A 13,268-nucleotide genomic window follows, 5' to 3' on the forward strand; every position below is an offset into this window, starting at 1 on the left:
CGATAACGGAAAACGCCGCCCTGGGGCGGCGTTTTCCGTTCTGCTTACTTGCCGCCCAACCGCTCCCACAGGAAGCTGTAGGCCAGCGCCGACATGTGCGCGGCCTGCGCGTTGTTGGCGGCGCCGCCGTGACCCCCTTCGATGTTCTCGTAGTAGGTCACGTCCTTGCCGGCGTCGATCATCTTCGCCGCCATCTTGCGGGCATGCCCCGGGTGCACGCGGTCGTCGCGGGTCGAGGTCGTGAACAGCACCGGCGGGTAGTTCTTCTTCGCGTTGAACAGGTGGTACGGCGAGAAGGTCTTGATGAACTCCCAGTCACTGGTATCCGGGTTGCCGTACTCGGCCATCCACGAGGCACCCGCCAACAGGTGGCTGTAGCGCTTCATGTCCAGCAACGGCACCTGCACCACCACCGCACCGAACAGCTCCGGGTACTGCGTCAGCATGTTGCCGGTCAGCAGGCCACCGTTGCTGCCGCCCTGCACGCCCAGGTGCTTGGCGCTGGTGATCTTGCGCTTGACCAGGTCCCGCGCCACTGCGGCCATGTCTTCGTAGGCCTTGTGGCGGTTCTGCTTCAGCGCCGCCTGGTGCCAGCGCGGGCCGTACTCGCCGCCACCACGGATGTTGGCCACCACGTACACGCCGCCCTTCTCCAGCCAGGCGCGGCCCATGCCACCGGAATAGCTCGGGGTCAGCGAGATCTCGAAGCCACCGTAGCCGTACAGCAGCGTCGGATTGGAGCCATCGAGCTTCATCGCCCTGTCGTGCACCACGAAGTACGGCACGCGGGTGCCGTCCTTGCTGGTGGCGAAGTGCTGCTCGATCACCTTGCCCTTGGCATCGAAGAAGGCCGGCATGGTCTTCAGCGTTTCCGGGGCCTGGCCGATCTCGGCCAGGGCCAGCGTGGTCGGGGTCAGGTAGTCGGTGGCGGTCAGCCACACCGCGTCGCTGTCATTGCTGTCCACTGCAGCCACGCCCAGCGTGCCGAAGGCCGGGGCGCCGACGAAGCGGCTGGCCTGCCAGCCATTGGCGCCCGGGGTCAGCACCGACAGGCGGTTCTTGACGTCGTCCAGCACGTTCAGCACCAGGTGGCTTTTGGTCCAGGTGGCGCTGGCCAGCGAGGTGGTCGCGGTCGGGGTGAACAGCACCTCGAAGTCGCGCTTGCCGGCCAGGAAGTCGTCCAGCTTGGTCGCCAGCAGCGAACCGGACGCATAGGTCTTGCCGCCCACGGTCCACGGATCGCGCAGTTCCAGGGTCAGCCACTGCTTGTGCAGGCCCTTCTCGGCCGAGTTCGGCGCGTCGATCTTGGTCAGCGTGCCGTCGTCGCCACGCAGGTAGAGTTCGTTGTTGTAGAACGCCAGCGTACGGCTGACCAGGTTGCGCTCGAAGCCCGGGGTGTCATCGTGCATCGCCGCGATGTACATGTCTTCCGGCTTGCCTTCGTACACCACGGTGGCCGAGGCCATCGGCGTGCCGCGCTTCCACAGCTTGGCCACGCGCGGATAGCCGGACGTGGTCATCGTGCCGGCACCGAAGTCGGTGTAGACGAACACGGTGTCGCGATCCACCCAGTTGAGGCCCCCCTTCGACTCCGGACGGAAGAAGCCGTCCTTGATCCAGGTCTTGTTGGCCAGGTCGAACTCGCGGGTGACGTCGGCGTCGGCGCCGCCGCGCGACAGCGCGATCAGGCAACGGCTGTAATCCGGGCGCAGGCAATCGGCGCCATGCCAGACCCAGTTCTCACCCTCGGCCTTGTTCAGCGCATCCAGGTCGAGCACGGTCTCCCACTGCGGCGACGCCTTGCGGTACTCGGCCAGGGTGGTGCGCCGCCACAGGCCGCGCTCGTGCTGCTGGTCCTTCCAGAAGTTGTAGTAGTAGTCGCCGATCTTCTGCACGCCCGGAATCTTGGCATCGGAATCGAGCACCTCGCGGATGCGGGTCTCCATCTGCTTGAAGGCCGGGGTCTGCGCCAGGCGCGCCTCGGACTTGGCATTCTGTTCCTTGACCCAGGACAGCGGCTTGTCGCCGGTGACGTCCTCCAGCCAGGCGTAGCGGTCGGTATCTTCAGCGGCCACGGCGGTCCCCACCGAGGCAGCGGTCATCATGCCGGCCAACAGGCAGGCGGAAGCGAGTCGTGACATTGCAGCTCCAGGCAGTCATAAGCCGTGGAACGCTAGCACGGAATGCCGCGGCCTCCCCCGTGTCGAAGGTCAGGCCGTGGCCGCCGGGCCGCGCCGGCGACGCGCCTGTCCACCGGTACGCCGCACCTTCGGCAGCCGCGACAGGCGCGGCAGCGGGAAGCGCAACAGCGCCCACCAGGCCGCGAGCGGCATGCCGATCAGCCACATCGGCAGCCAGCCCAACCACGCGCTGCTGCCACGTGCCGCTGGCCAGACCAGTACCAGCGCCAGTCCGGCCAGCGCCAGTTGCCGCACGCCACGCAGCAGGCGCGGGTCGGCGCGTTCGATGATGCGTTCAGTTGCAGGGTGACGGACGGAACGTGTGTTCATGGGCCTTCTCCGGTAGACAATGCAACACAGCTTGGTCAAGCCCCTTCTCACAGATTGCGACACCATTGACGGATCGCGCACGCTCAGTCGACCATGCTCAGGCAAAGCCCTCCTGAGCCCGCTCCCGCATGACTTCGATCCGCCCGCTCTGCGCCGTGTTGCTGGCCCTGTCCCTGGCGGGCCCCGCCATGGCGGTCGGTGAGCCGCCATCACCCCGTGCCAGCGCCCCGCGCGCCGATCCGGATGCCCCGATCGACCTCAAGCGCTTCATGGGCACCTGGTACGTGATCGGCCGCGTGCCGAACTTCATCGAACGCGGGCACGTCGCCAGCGTCAACGAGTACGAGTTGCGCGACGAGCACAAGGTCGGCATCACCTACCGCTACCGCGACGGCTTCGGCGAACCCCTGCAGGAGATCCGCGCACGCGCCAGCGTCGACCCGGACAGCGGCAACCACGGCTGGCGCACCTGGTTCTACCGCGTGGTGCCGACCCACTCCCGGGTGCTGGACGTCGCCCCGGATTACTCGTGGGCGCTGATCGGTTATCCGGGCCGTGAGATGGCGTGGATCTTCTCGCGCACGCCGGACATGGACAAAGCCCTGTACAAGGAGCTGGCCGAGCGCCTGCGTGACGAGTACGGCGTGAACACCGACAAGCTCAAGCGCGTGCCGCAGCACCCGGAGCAGGTCGGCAAGCTGGGCTACGAAGTACCGAACGCGCGTTGACCGCACGTGGAATTGCCGGCCAGCGGCCGGCACTACCGTTTCCAGGCAATGGGGTAGAGCCGGCCGCTGGCCGGCTACCGGCATGCGTAGCGGTTACTTGCGGCTGTAATGCGCGACCAGGCGGTCGCCGAGCATCTGCAGCAGCTGCACCAGGACCAGCAGCAGGACCACGGTGACCAGGGCCACGTCGGTGTGCGAACGCTGGTAGCCATCGCGGAACGCCAGGTCGCCGAGGCCGCCGGAACCGATCGCACCGCCCATCGCAGTGAAGCCGATCAGGGCCACGGTGGTGACGGTGGCACCGGCGATCAGGCCGGGGCGCGCTTCCGGCAGCAGCACGCGGGTCACCAGCTGCCAGGTGGTGGCGCCCATCGCCTGGGTCGCCTCGATGACGCCTCGATCCACTTCGCGCAGCGCGGTCTCGACCAGGCGCGCATAGAACGGCGCTGCGCCGATCACCAGCGGCACGATCGCGCCGCGCACGCCCAGCGAGGTTCCCATCAGGAACAACGTGACCGGAATCAGCACGATCATCAGGATGATGAAAGGCACCGAGCGCAACAGGTTCACCGCCAGTGCCAGCGCGCCATAGGCGAACGGCCTCCGCTTCATCTGTGGCGCGCCGAACAGGTACAGCAGCACGCCCAGCGGCAGGCCGATGGCCAGGGTCAGCGGCAGCGAACCGAGCAGCATCAGCAGCGTGTCGAAGGTGGCCTGGCCGATGTCGGCCCACTTGCCCGCATCCAGGTGACGGAAGAAGCCGCCAGCAGCAGCAATGATCATCGACGCAGCTCCTCGACGTGCACGCCGGCGGCCACGAAGGCAGCCTGCGCGGCGGACTGGTCGCCGCCCACCAGGGCGACCACCAGCTGGCCATACGGGGTGTCCTTGATCCGGTCGATACGGCCGGACAGGATGTTGTAGTCGACCCCGGTCTGCCGCGCGACGCTGCCGAGCAGGGGTTCGTAGGTGTCGCCACCAAGGAAGGTCAGGCGCACGATACGGCCGCCAACGGCATCGAAATCACGGTGCAGCGCCCCCTCGTCCACATGCTCCGACTCACTGACGAAACGGCGGGTGGTCGGATGCTGCGGGTGCAGGAACACCCGGGTGACCGGACCGGTTTCGACCATCTGGCCGGCATCGAGCACCGCAACGCGGTCGCAGACACGGCGGATCACGTCCATCTCGTGGGTGATCAGCACGATGGTCAGGCCGAGCTCGCGATTGATCTTCGACAGCAGCGACAGCACCGAAGCGGTGGTCTGCGGATCGAGCGCACTGGTGGCCTCGTCGCACAGCAGGATCTGTGGACGGGTCGCCAGCGCGCGGGCGATGCCGACGCGCTGCTTCTGGCCACCGGACAGCTGCGCCGGATACTTCTGCGCATGCGCTTCCAGGCCCACGGTCTGCAGCAGCTCGGCCACGCGCGCGTCGATTTCCGCCTTCGGCGTGCCGGCCAGTTCCAGCGGGAAGGCGACGTTGCCCGCCACCGTGCGCGACGACAGCAGGTTGAAGTGCTGGAAGATCATGCCGATGCGCCGGCGCAGCGCGCGCAGGCCGTCCGCGTCCAGCGCGGTGACATCCTCACCACCGATCAGCAGCCGGCCACCGCTGGGTTCTTCCAGGCGGTTGATCATGCGGATCAGGGTCGACTTGCCGGCGCCGGAATGGCCGATGATGCCGAAAACCTCACCGGCCTCGATGGTCAGGTCCAACGGTTGCAGCGCGCTGATCTCGCGGCCGGCAACGGCATAGGATTTGTGCAGGCGCTGGAACTCGATCACGGGCGTGGCTCACCGGCTGGGTGACGGAAGGGGGCGTGCAGCCTACCAGCGCAGGCGGTCGCGCGCCCGCGCCATGGGCCAGAATGTTATTCCTTTTGGTTCTAACGTACCTGCTCCGGCGCGGGTTCCGGGGTCGGATCCCCGCAGGGGCTCTGGCCCCGCTTCCCGGCCAAACCGGTTCAGGGATGATCCAGCGGCTTCGGCGGCTCCTGCCGGTTCACCCGCTCGCGGTGCAGCAGGTAAAGCCCCGAAGCCACGATGATCGCCGCGCCCACCCAGGTATAGCCATCGGGCAGCTGGCCCCAGAAGGCCAGGTCCCAGCCGATCACCCAGACCAGCCCGCTGTACTCCAGCGGCGCGATCATCGAGGCCTCGCCCAGCTGGAAGGCCCTGGTCAGGGCGATCTGGCCCAGCGCCCCGGCCAGGCCCATGCCACCGATCAGCGGCGCATGTGCCAGCTGCAGTGGCACCCAGCCGGGAAGGGCCAGCAGCCCGGCACCGATGGCCATGATCACCAGGAACCAGACCACCATCGACTGCGAAGTATCTGTGCGGGTCAACAGGCTGACCGTGATCGCGGCTACGGCATAGGCGGTGGCCGCGGCCAGCACCATCAGCCCCGGCACCGAGATGAAGCCATCGACGCCCGGCCGCAGCACCACCAGCACACCGACCAGGCCAATCCCGATGGCGACCCAGCGCCGTGGCCCGACCCGCTCGCCCAGCAGCGGCACCGACAATGCGGCGATCAGCAGCGGGGCAACGAAATAGATGGTGTAGGCAGTGGACAGCGGCAGGTCGCGCAGGGCGAACACGAAGCAGCCGATCATCGCCATGCCCAGCGCACCACGCAGCAGGTGCAGCCCCCAGCGGCGCGGCACCAGCGAACGCGGCCCGGCGCTGGCCAGCACCCAGACCAGCACGAACGGCAACGAGGCCGCGCCGCGCAGGAAGGTTACTTCCAGGGTGGGGTAGCTGGCCGACAGCTGCTTCATGCCAGCATCCATCAGCGAGAAGCAGGCGACCGCAGCGACCATCCAGGCCACTGCGCGCGAGGGGGAGCGTTGCACGTTCATGACCCATTATCGCCGACCGCACGGGATTGTAGAGTCGAGCCATGCTCGACCGCCTTGTGAAGAGCAGTCGAGCATGGCTCGACTCTACAAAGGGCGGGCGTGGGGCCCTCGCGATAGAATGGCTGCCACTGAATCCTGCGGAGCATCGCCCATGCCTTCCTTCGACGTCGTGTCTGAAGTCGACACCCACGAACTGACCAACGCCATCGACCAGGCCAACCGCGAACTGGCCACCCGCTTCGATTTCAAGGGCGTGGATGCCAAGTTCGAACGCGATGGCGATGTGATCAACCAGTTCGCGCCGACCGAGTTCCAGCTCAAGCAGATGAACGACATCCTGCGTGCACGCCTGGCCGCGCGCGGCATCGATGTGCTCAGCCTCGAATTCGGCGACATCGAGACCAACCTGGCCCAGGCCCGGCAGAAGATCACCGTCAAGCAGGGCATCGAGCAGAAGATCGCCAAGAAGATCGCCGCTGCGCTGAAGGAGGCCAAGCTGAAGGTTGAAAGCCAGATCAATGGCGACAAGCTGCGCGTGCAGGGCAAGAAGCGTGATGACCTGCAGGACGCCATCGCCGTGCTCAAGGCCGGCAAGTTCGAGCTGCCGCTGCAGTTCAACAATTTCCGCGATTGATCTGGCCGCCGGGCATGGCCCGGCGCCGGCACCTGCGGTACGACGGCGCGTTGCAAGCGACGCGCCTACAATGTCCGCCCCGCCAGCCGACGTGCCCGCCATGACCGACGCCCAACTGCCCACCGAGGACCCGATCGCCGCCACCCGCCTGTGGCTGGAACGCATCGTCATCGGCCTGAACCTGTGCCCGTTCGCCAAGGCGGTCTACGTGAAGGACCAGGTCCGCATCGTGCTCAGCGATGCGACCACGACGGAAGCCCTGGTTGAGCAGCTGGCCGAGGAACTGGTCCTGCTGCGCGATACGCCGGCCGAGCAGATCGATACCACGCTGATCGTGCATCCGCAGGTGCTGACCGATTTCCTCGACTACAACGACTTCCTCGACAACGCCGACGCGGCGATCGAGGCGCTGGACCTGCAGGGCATCCTGCAGGTGGCCAGCTTCCATCCCGACTACCAGTTCGACGGCGTGGCCGCGGACGACGCCAGCAACTACACCAATCGCGCGCCCTTCCCCACCCTGCACCTGCTGCGCGAAGACAGCGTGGCGCGCGCGGTGGACGTCTATCCGGATCCGGACGTGATCGTCGAGCGCAACATCCAGACCCTGGACCGCATCGGCGTGGACGGCTGGCATCGCCGCCTGCGTGGCGAAGACCTGTCGTGAGCACGGTGCCGCCGATTGCCGCTTGGCCGGCCGCGCCGCTGTCGGGCAAGGTGGTGCTGGTCACCGGCGGCGCCAACGGCATCGGCCGTGGCATCGCGCAGGCCGTGCTCGGCGCCGGTGGCCGCGTGCTGATCGGCGACCTCGACGTGGAGGCCGGCGAGGCGTGCCTGGCGGAATGGCAGCGTGGTGAGGATGCCGTGTTCCAGCGCCTGGACATCACCGACGAAGCCAGCGTGCGCGCCTTCATCGCCGTGGCCCTGCAGCGTTTCGGCCGCATCGACGGGCTGGTCAACAACGCGGGGATTGCCAGCCCGCACGGCACGCTGCTGCAGGACATGGACTGGGACGAGTGGCAGCGCCGGCTGTCTTCGCTGCACGGCGCGTTCCTGTGCAGCAAGCATGCGTTGCCGGCGCTGACCGCCAGCGCCGCCGGTGCGATCATCAACATCGCCTCGACCCGCGCCTGGCAATCCGAAGCACACAGCGAAGCCTATGCCGCAGCCAAGGGCGGACTGGTCGCGTTCACCCATGCGCTGGCGATCAGCAGCGGCCCGGCGGTGCGGGTGAACAGCATCAGTCCCGGCTGGATCGGCACCTGCGAGTGGCAGGCACCCTCACGGCGACACGCACCGGAGTATTCGGCCACCGACCATGCGCAACACCCGGTCGGCCGCGTCGGCCAGCCGGAGGACATCGGTGCGTTGGCCGTGTACCTGCTGTCATCACTGTCCGGTTTCAGCACCGGCCAGGATTTCATCGTCGACGGCGGCATGACCCGGAAGATGATCTACGCCGAATGACCCACCACCGGTAGTGCCGGCCGCTGGCCGGCATTCCGGTAGATCCACGCCATGCGTGGATGGCGGTGAAGTGCCAACCTAAGGTTGGCACCCACCACCATGGATTACGCCATGCCCGAGTGGCGCAGCAGCGCATCGATCTGCGGCGCACGGCCGCGGAAGGCCTTGAAGTTGTCCGCCGCCGGGCGGCTGCCACCGCGCGACAGGATCTCATCACGGAAGCGTGCGCCGGTTTCAGCCAGTGCCTGCGGCGCTTCCTCGAAGGCGGCATAGGCGTCGGCGCTGAGTACCTCGGCCCACTTGTAGCTGTAGTAACCCGCGGCGTAACCGCCCGCAAAGATGTGGCTGAACTGGTGCGGGAAGCGGTTCCAGGCCGGCGGGTGGTTCACCGCCACTTCCGCGCGCACGCGGTCGAGCAACGCCAGCACGCTGTCCTGCGCTGGTTCGAACTGGCTGTGCAGCAGCATGTCGAACAGGCCGAACTCCAGCTGGCGGACGGTGGCCATGCCGCTGTGGAAGTTGCGCGCGGCCAGCATGCGCTCGTACAGCGCGCGCGGCAGCGGCTCGCCACTGTCCACGTGCGCGGTCATCGCCTGCAGGTGGTCCCATTCCCAGCAGAAGTTCTCCATGAACTGGCTGGGCAGCTCCACCGCATCCCATTCCACGCCGTTGATGCCAGCCACGCCCAGTTCGCCGATGCGGGTCAGCAGCTGGTGCAGGCCGTGGCCCATCTCATGGAACAGCGTGGTCACTTCGTTGTGGCTGAAGGTGGCCGGCTTGCCGTTGGCACCCCGGCCGAAGTTGCACACCAGGTAGACCAGCGGCGTCTGCACGCTGCCGTCGGTGCGCACGCGACGGTTGCGGCAATCATCCATCCACGCCCCGCCGCGCTTGCCCTCGCGGGCGTACAGGTCCAGGTAGAACTGGCCAACCAGCGCGCCCTGCGCATCGACCAACCGGAAGAAGCGCACATCCTCGTGCCACACCGGCGCGCTGTCCTCCTGCACGCGCAGGCCGTACAGCTGCTCGATCACCGAGAACAGGCCGCCCAGTACCTTCGGCTCGGTGAAATACTGCTTCACCTCCTGCTCGGAATAGCTGTAACGCGCCTGCTTCAGGCGGTCGGCGGCGAAGGCCAGGTCCCAGGCCTGCAGGCTGTCGATGCCGAGCTGTTCGCGCGCGAACTGCTCCAGCTCGGCGCGGTCCCTGGCGGCGAACGGCTTGGCACGCGCGGCCAGGTCACGCAGGAAACCGAGCACTTCGGCCGGGTCCTGCGCCATCTTGGTCGCCACCGAGTAATGGCCGTACGAATCGAAGCCGAGCAACGCCGCCAGTTCGGCGCGCAGGGCAAGGATGCGGTCGATGTTGCCGCTGTTGTCCAGTGCGTCATCGCCGAATTCGGACGCACGCTGGGCGCTGGCGCGGTACAGGATCTCGCGAAGGTCGCGGTCCTCGCCCCAGGTCTGCACCGGCAGGTAGCACGGCATCTGCAGGGTCAGTTTCCAGCCGGCCTTGCCGTCCTTCTGTGCTGCGGCATGCGCGGTGGCCTTCACGTCTTCCGGCAGGCCCTTCAGCCGCGCTTCGTCTTCGATGATCAGCGACCAGGCATCGGTAGCGTCGAGCACGTTCTGCGAGAACTTCGCCGACAGCGCCGACAGTTCTTCCTTGATCGCAGCAAAACGCTGCTGGACCTCGGGCGCCAGCTCGGCGCCGCCGAGGCGGAAGTCGCGCAGGGTGTTGTCCAGCACCTTGCGCTGGGCTTCATCGAAATGCGCCGCCTCCGGGCTGGCGGCCAGCGCCTGGTACTGCCGATACAGCGCCAGGTTCTGCCCCAGCGCACTGGCGAAGCGGGTCACTCGCGGCAGGTTGCTGTTGTAGGCCTCGCGCAGCTCCGGGGTGTTGACCACGCCCTGCAGGTGGCCGACCAGGCCCCAGGCGCGCCACAGGCGCTCGGTGGCATCGTCCAGCGGGGTCACGAAGGTCTGCCAGGTGACCGGCTGCACCTGCTCGGCTGCGCTGACGGCGGCTTCGGCCTCGGCCAGCAGCACATCCAGCGCCGGCGCCACGTGCTCGGGGCGGATCGCCTCGAAGCGCGGCAGGCCGGAAAAATCGAGCAGGGGGTTGGCAACGGTCACGGCAGGTCTCCAGGGTACGGGCCCGGCAGGCGGGCAGCCCGGTAGATATGGCGCTGCCAGGCATCGCTGACAAGGGGGCACGGCATTCACATCGGCCTTACGCACGCCCCCCGAAGCTCTGGGTGCGGGGGAGTCCGCAGCGGCACGTACCGAACGAGGCCCTACATGGATGGTCTGGCTGCAGTTGCATCCGCCTCACCGGCGCGGTCGCTGGCACTGTCTGCCAGCGCGGCCGAACTGGCCTGGATCGCCGCGCTGTGCGATGCCGGCGACGACGCCCCGCGCCACCTGCAGCAGTTGCAGGCGGTGCTGCAGCAGGGCGGCACGTTCAATGAAAGCCAGGAGTGGTACCCGTTCGAAGTGGTCGAGCGCGGCGCCAGCCAGCTGCAGCTGGGCCATGAGCGCGAGTTCGTGATCTGCGTGCTGCTGTGGTTGCAGGCATTGGCCCAGGGCCGCGCCAGCATCCTGGATCCCACCCTGCACCTGGATGATCGTGCGATGGACATCGAGGCGTTGCCTGATGCGCTTCGCGACGCGGTGCTCGACGCGTTCACCGCGGCGGGGTACTGAGACACCGTCGCTTTCGCCGGCATGGCCCCGCGCGAGCGTCGTCCGTGCTACAGCGCTTCCAGGCTGCACCACGGCAGCTCGGGCAAGCCCTGCCCGGCGACCGCAGCGGCCAGCTGCGCATCGGCGCCGTCGACATCGATACCCTGGCGCAGGTACCACGCCGGGTCGTAATAGCTCTGCGCATAGCGTTCGCCGCTGTCGCACAGGATGCTGACGATGCTGCCCCGGTGGCCCGCCTCGCGCATCCATTGCGCCGCCTGCAGCACGCCGATGAAGTTGGTGCCGGTCGAGCCACCGACACGGCGGCCGAGCTGGCGGCTGACATGGCGCATCGCGGCCAGGCTCAGTGCGTCGGGTACCTTGACCATCGCATCGACGCTGGTCGGGATGAAGCTCGGCTCCACCCGTGGCCGGCCGATGCCTTCCACGCGCGAACCCCCACTGCAAGTCAGGTCGCGCCAGTCCTGTTCACCGGCCACGGCGGCCCGGTAGCCGTCGAAGAACACCGACACTTCCGGGTCCGCGCACAGGATGCGGGTGTCGTGGCGGCGGTAGCTGACATAGCGGCCCAGGGTGGCAGCGGTACCGCCGGTGCCGGGGCTGCACACGATCCATTCCGGAACCGGGCTGGGCTCTTCGGCCATCTGCTTGAAGATGGACTCGGCGATGTTGTTGTTGGCACGCCAGTCGGTCGCGCGCTCAGCGTAGGTGAACTGGTCCATGAAGTGGCCACCGGTTTCACGGGCCAGCTTTTCCGAATCACAGTTGAGGTCGCAGGCGCGTTCGACCAGGTGGCAGCGGCCGCCTTGGAACTCGATCGCGGCGATCTTTTCAGGCGAGGTGGTGGCCGGGATCACTGCAATGAACGGCAGGCCGAGCAGGCGCGCGAAATAGGCTTCGGACACCGCCGTCGAGCCGCTGGACGCCTCGATCACCGGTCGCCCTTCGCGCAGCCAGCCATTGGCCAGCGCATACAGGAACAGCGAGCGCGCCAGCCGGTGCTTGAGGCTGCCGGTGGGATGGCTCGACTCATCCTTCAGGTACACATCGATGCCCTCGAACCCGGGCAGCGCCAGCGGGATCAGGTGGGTATCGGCGGAGCGGTTGAAATCGGCTTCAATCTTGCGGATGGCGGCGGCCACCCATTCACGCTGCGACATGGCGGGCAATCGTTGTCAGGACGGAACGGTGCGATCCGGCCATTGTACGTCGCGGTGCCGTCAGGTGCTGGCCGGTAGAATGCCCCCATCCGGCCGGCAACGGCCCTGTCTGAAGGACCTCCCCCCATGACCATTCCCGCCCTGCGCGATGTCCCCGGCGTCGCCGCCCAGGCCCCGGCCGAAACCACCGGCTTCGTGTTCAACCACACCATGCTGCGGGTGAAGGACATCACCGCCTCGCTGGACTTCTACACCCGCGTGCTCGGCTACCAGCTGATCGACAAGCGCGACTTTCCCGAAGCCCAGTTCAGCCTGTACTTCCTGGCCTACGTCCCAGCTGGCGTGGCGGTTCCGGAAGATGACAGCCAGCGCCGCCTGTGGATGGCCGGCCTGCCGGGCGTGCTGGAACTGACCCACAACCACGGCACCGAGAGCCAGGACGGCGCGGTCTACCACGACGGCAACAGCGACCCGCGCGGCTTCGGCCACATCTGCGTGTCGGTGCCGGACATCGAGGCGGCCTGCCAGCGCTTCGAGGACCTCGGGGTAGCCTTCCAGAAGCGCCTGACCGACGGCCGCATGAAGAACCTGGCCTTCATCAAGGACCCGGACGGCTACTGGGTCGAGATCATCGCCAACGTCTGACCCCGAAAAGGGGACGGAGGGGATTAAGCCGTTTCTGGCACTATTGTGCTGGAAGCGACTTAATCCCCTCCGTCCCCTTTTTCTGTGAGGTTCGTATGGAAACGATGGAACTGCACCGTGGCCGCCTGATCGACCACATCCAGCTGGTGGTGCGTGACCTGGCCGCCAGCCGCCGCTTCTACCAGGCAGTGTTCGATACGATCGGCATCCCACTGGGCGGCGAAGGGCCAGACTTCTTCTGGGCCGACGAGCTGTTCATTTCCAGCGCCAGCAGTCGTGCCGCCGCCGGCCAGTTGACCGGCCGCCACCATCTCGCCTTCCAGGCCCGCGACAGCGCAACTGTTGATGCCTTCCACACTGCCGCGATCGCCGCCGGCGGTACCGACAATGGCGCGCCAGGCGAACGCCCCTACCACCCGGGCTACTACGGCGCCTTCGTGCTCGACCCCGATGGCAACAACATCGAAGTGGTCTATCACGGCCCGGCGAACTACAGCGCCGATTCGGTGAAGGTCACCTTCTGATATCACCGGCGCGGTGAATGAAGAAGCCGGGC

14 protein-coding genes are annotated in these 13,268 nt (G+C 67.2%); 7 read left to right on the top strand and 7 right to left on the bottom strand.

What is annotated here, in order from left to right:
- Positions 1-44 precede the first annotated feature (44 nt).
- Positions 45-2,141, bottom strand: a complete 2,097-nt coding sequence (locus tag ACZ75I_RS16920; RefSeq protein ID WP_235646987.1) for a prolyl oligopeptidase family serine peptidase — start codon at positions 2,139-2,141, stop codon at positions 45-47.
- Between the two features lie 69 nt (positions 2,142-2,210).
- A complete protein-coding gene (locus ACZ75I_RS16925) occupies positions 2,211-2,510 on the bottom strand; it encodes a hypothetical protein (protein ID WP_072167208.1) in 300 nt (99 codons plus the stop codon).
- Positions 2,511-2,638: 128 nt separating this feature from the next.
- On the opposite strand from ACZ75I_RS16925, the gene ACZ75I_RS16930 reads away from it, so the two are divergent.
- Positions 2,639-3,238 (top strand): lipocalin family protein, encoded by a 600-nt coding sequence (locus ACZ75I_RS16930; protein WP_049438993.1) that lies wholly within the window; start codon positions 2,639-2,641, stop codon positions 3,236-3,238.
- Positions 3,239-3,331: 93 nt separating this feature from the next.
- On the opposite strand, the gene ACZ75I_RS16935 is transcribed toward ACZ75I_RS16930, so the two are convergent.
- From ACZ75I_RS16935 to ACZ75I_RS16945, 3 genes are all read right to left on the bottom strand, one after another.
- Positions 3,332-4,021: a methionine ABC transporter permease gene (locus ACZ75I_RS16935; RefSeq protein ID WP_180867763.1), complete on the bottom strand. Its 690-nt coding sequence runs from the start codon at positions 4,019-4,021 to the stop codon at positions 3,332-3,334.
- A complete protein-coding gene (locus tag ACZ75I_RS16940; protein WP_005419464.1) occupies positions 4,018-5,025 on the bottom strand; it encodes a methionine ABC transporter ATP-binding protein in 1,008 nt (335 codons plus the stop codon). The genes ACZ75I_RS16935 and ACZ75I_RS16940 overlap by 4 nt, the downstream gene beginning before the upstream one ends.
- Before the next feature lie 179 nt (positions 5,026-5,204).
- Positions 5,205-6,101, bottom strand: coding sequence for a DMT family transporter (locus ACZ75I_RS16945; RefSeq protein ID WP_019660712.1), 897 nt, complete (start codon positions 6,099-6,101; stop codon positions 5,205-5,207).
- Positions 6,102-6,252: 151 nt separating this feature from the next.
- On the opposite strand from ACZ75I_RS16945, the gene ACZ75I_RS16950 reads away from it, so the two are divergent.
- From ACZ75I_RS16950 to ACZ75I_RS16960, 3 genes are all read left to right on the top strand, one after another.
- Positions 6,253-6,735, top strand: coding sequence for a YajQ family cyclic di-GMP-binding protein (locus ACZ75I_RS16950; RefSeq protein ID WP_005419468.1), 483 nt, complete (start codon positions 6,253-6,255; stop codon positions 6,733-6,735).
- A gap of 100 nt (positions 6,736-6,835) precedes the next feature.
- On the top strand, positions 6,836-7,402 hold the full coding sequence (locus tag ACZ75I_RS16955; RefSeq protein WP_061479870.1) for a DUF1415 domain-containing protein: 567 nt from the start codon (positions 6,836-6,838) through the stop codon (positions 7,400-7,402).
- Positions 7,399-8,202 carry an SDR family oxidoreductase gene (locus tag ACZ75I_RS16960; protein WP_111096771.1) on the top strand — a complete coding sequence of 268 codons (804 nt, stop codon included), beginning with the start codon at positions 7,399-7,401 and terminating at the stop codon, positions 8,200-8,202. Before ACZ75I_RS16955 ends, ACZ75I_RS16960 begins: the two co-directional genes overlap by 4 nt.
- A 104-nt stretch (positions 8,203-8,306) precedes the next feature.
- On the opposite strand, the gene ACZ75I_RS16965 is transcribed toward ACZ75I_RS16960, so the two are convergent.
- The gene (locus ACZ75I_RS16965) at positions 8,307-10,337 is read right to left on the bottom strand and encodes a M3 family metallopeptidase (RefSeq protein ID WP_472958355.1); all 2,031 of its coding nucleotides are present in this window, start codon (positions 10,335-10,337) and stop codon (positions 8,307-8,309) included.
- 165 nt (positions 10,338-10,502) lie between these two features.
- Here ACZ75I_RS16965 and ACZ75I_RS16970 point away from each other — a divergent pair, with 165 nt between their 5' ends.
- Positions 10,503-10,907, top strand: a complete 405-nt coding sequence (locus tag ACZ75I_RS16970) for a hypothetical protein (RefSeq protein WP_061479872.1) — start codon at positions 10,503-10,505, stop codon at positions 10,905-10,907.
- Between the two features lie 47 nt (positions 10,908-10,954).
- Here ACZ75I_RS16970 and ACZ75I_RS16975 read toward each other — a convergent pair whose 3' ends face one another.
- The gene (locus tag ACZ75I_RS16975) at positions 10,955-12,067 is read right to left on the bottom strand and encodes a PLP-dependent cysteine synthase family protein (protein ID WP_180867764.1); all 1,113 of its coding nucleotides are present in this window, start codon (positions 12,065-12,067) and stop codon (positions 10,955-10,957) included.
- A gap of 126 nt (positions 12,068-12,193) precedes the next feature.
- On the opposite strand from ACZ75I_RS16975, the gene gloA reads away from it, so the two are divergent.
- Both gloA and ACZ75I_RS16985 read left to right on the top strand, forming a co-directional pair.
- A complete protein-coding gene (gene gloA / locus ACZ75I_RS16980) occupies positions 12,194-12,712 on the top strand; it encodes a lactoylglutathione lyase (protein ID WP_472958357.1) in 519 nt (172 codons plus the stop codon).
- 95 nt (positions 12,713-12,807) lie between these two features.
- On the top strand, positions 12,808-13,236 hold the full coding sequence (locus tag ACZ75I_RS16985; RefSeq protein WP_019660719.1) for a VOC family protein: 429 nt from the start codon (positions 12,808-12,810) through the stop codon (positions 13,234-13,236).
- Positions 13,237-13,268 lie beyond the last annotated feature (32 nt).

The sequence above is a fragment of the Stenotrophomonas sp. X genome (genome assembly GCF_055721025.1).

Coding starts and splice junctions, on each gene's coding strand:
- ACZ75I_RS16925 (WP_072167208.1), bottom strand. CDS start 2,510: ATGAACACACGTTCCGTCCGTCACCCTGCAACTGAACGCATCATCGAA.
- ACZ75I_RS16920 (WP_235646987.1), bottom strand. CDS start 2,141: ATGTCACGACTCGCTTCCGCCTGCCTGTTGGCCGGCATGATGACCGCT.
- ACZ75I_RS16930 (WP_049438993.1), top strand. CDS start 2,639: ATGACTTCGATCCGCCCGCTCTGCGCCGTGTTGCTGGCCCTGTCCCTG.
- ACZ75I_RS16970 (WP_061479872.1), top strand. CDS start 10,503: ATGGATGGTCTGGCTGCAGTTGCATCCGCCTCACCGGCGCGGTCGCTG.
- ACZ75I_RS16950 (WP_005419468.1), top strand. CDS start 6,253: ATGCCTTCCTTCGACGTCGTGTCTGAAGTCGACACCCACGAACTGACC.
- ACZ75I_RS16955 (WP_061479870.1), top strand. CDS start 6,836: ATGACCGACGCCCAACTGCCCACCGAGGACCCGATCGCCGCCACCCGC.
- ACZ75I_RS16935 (WP_180867763.1), bottom strand. CDS start 4,021: ATGATCATTGCTGCTGCTGGCGGCTTCTTCCGTCACCTGGATGCGGGC.
- ACZ75I_RS16945 (WP_019660712.1), bottom strand. CDS start 6,101: ATGAACGTGCAACGCTCCCCCTCGCGCGCAGTGGCCTGGATGGTCGCT.
- gloA (WP_472958357.1), top strand. CDS start 12,194: ATGACCATTCCCGCCCTGCGCGATGTCCCCGGCGTCGCCGCCCAGGCC.
- ACZ75I_RS16985 (WP_019660719.1), top strand. CDS start 12,808: ATGGAAACGATGGAACTGCACCGTGGCCGCCTGATCGACCACATCCAG.
- ACZ75I_RS16975 (WP_180867764.1), bottom strand. CDS start 12,067: ATGTCGCAGCGTGAATGGGTGGCCGCCGCCATCCGCAAGATTGAAGCC.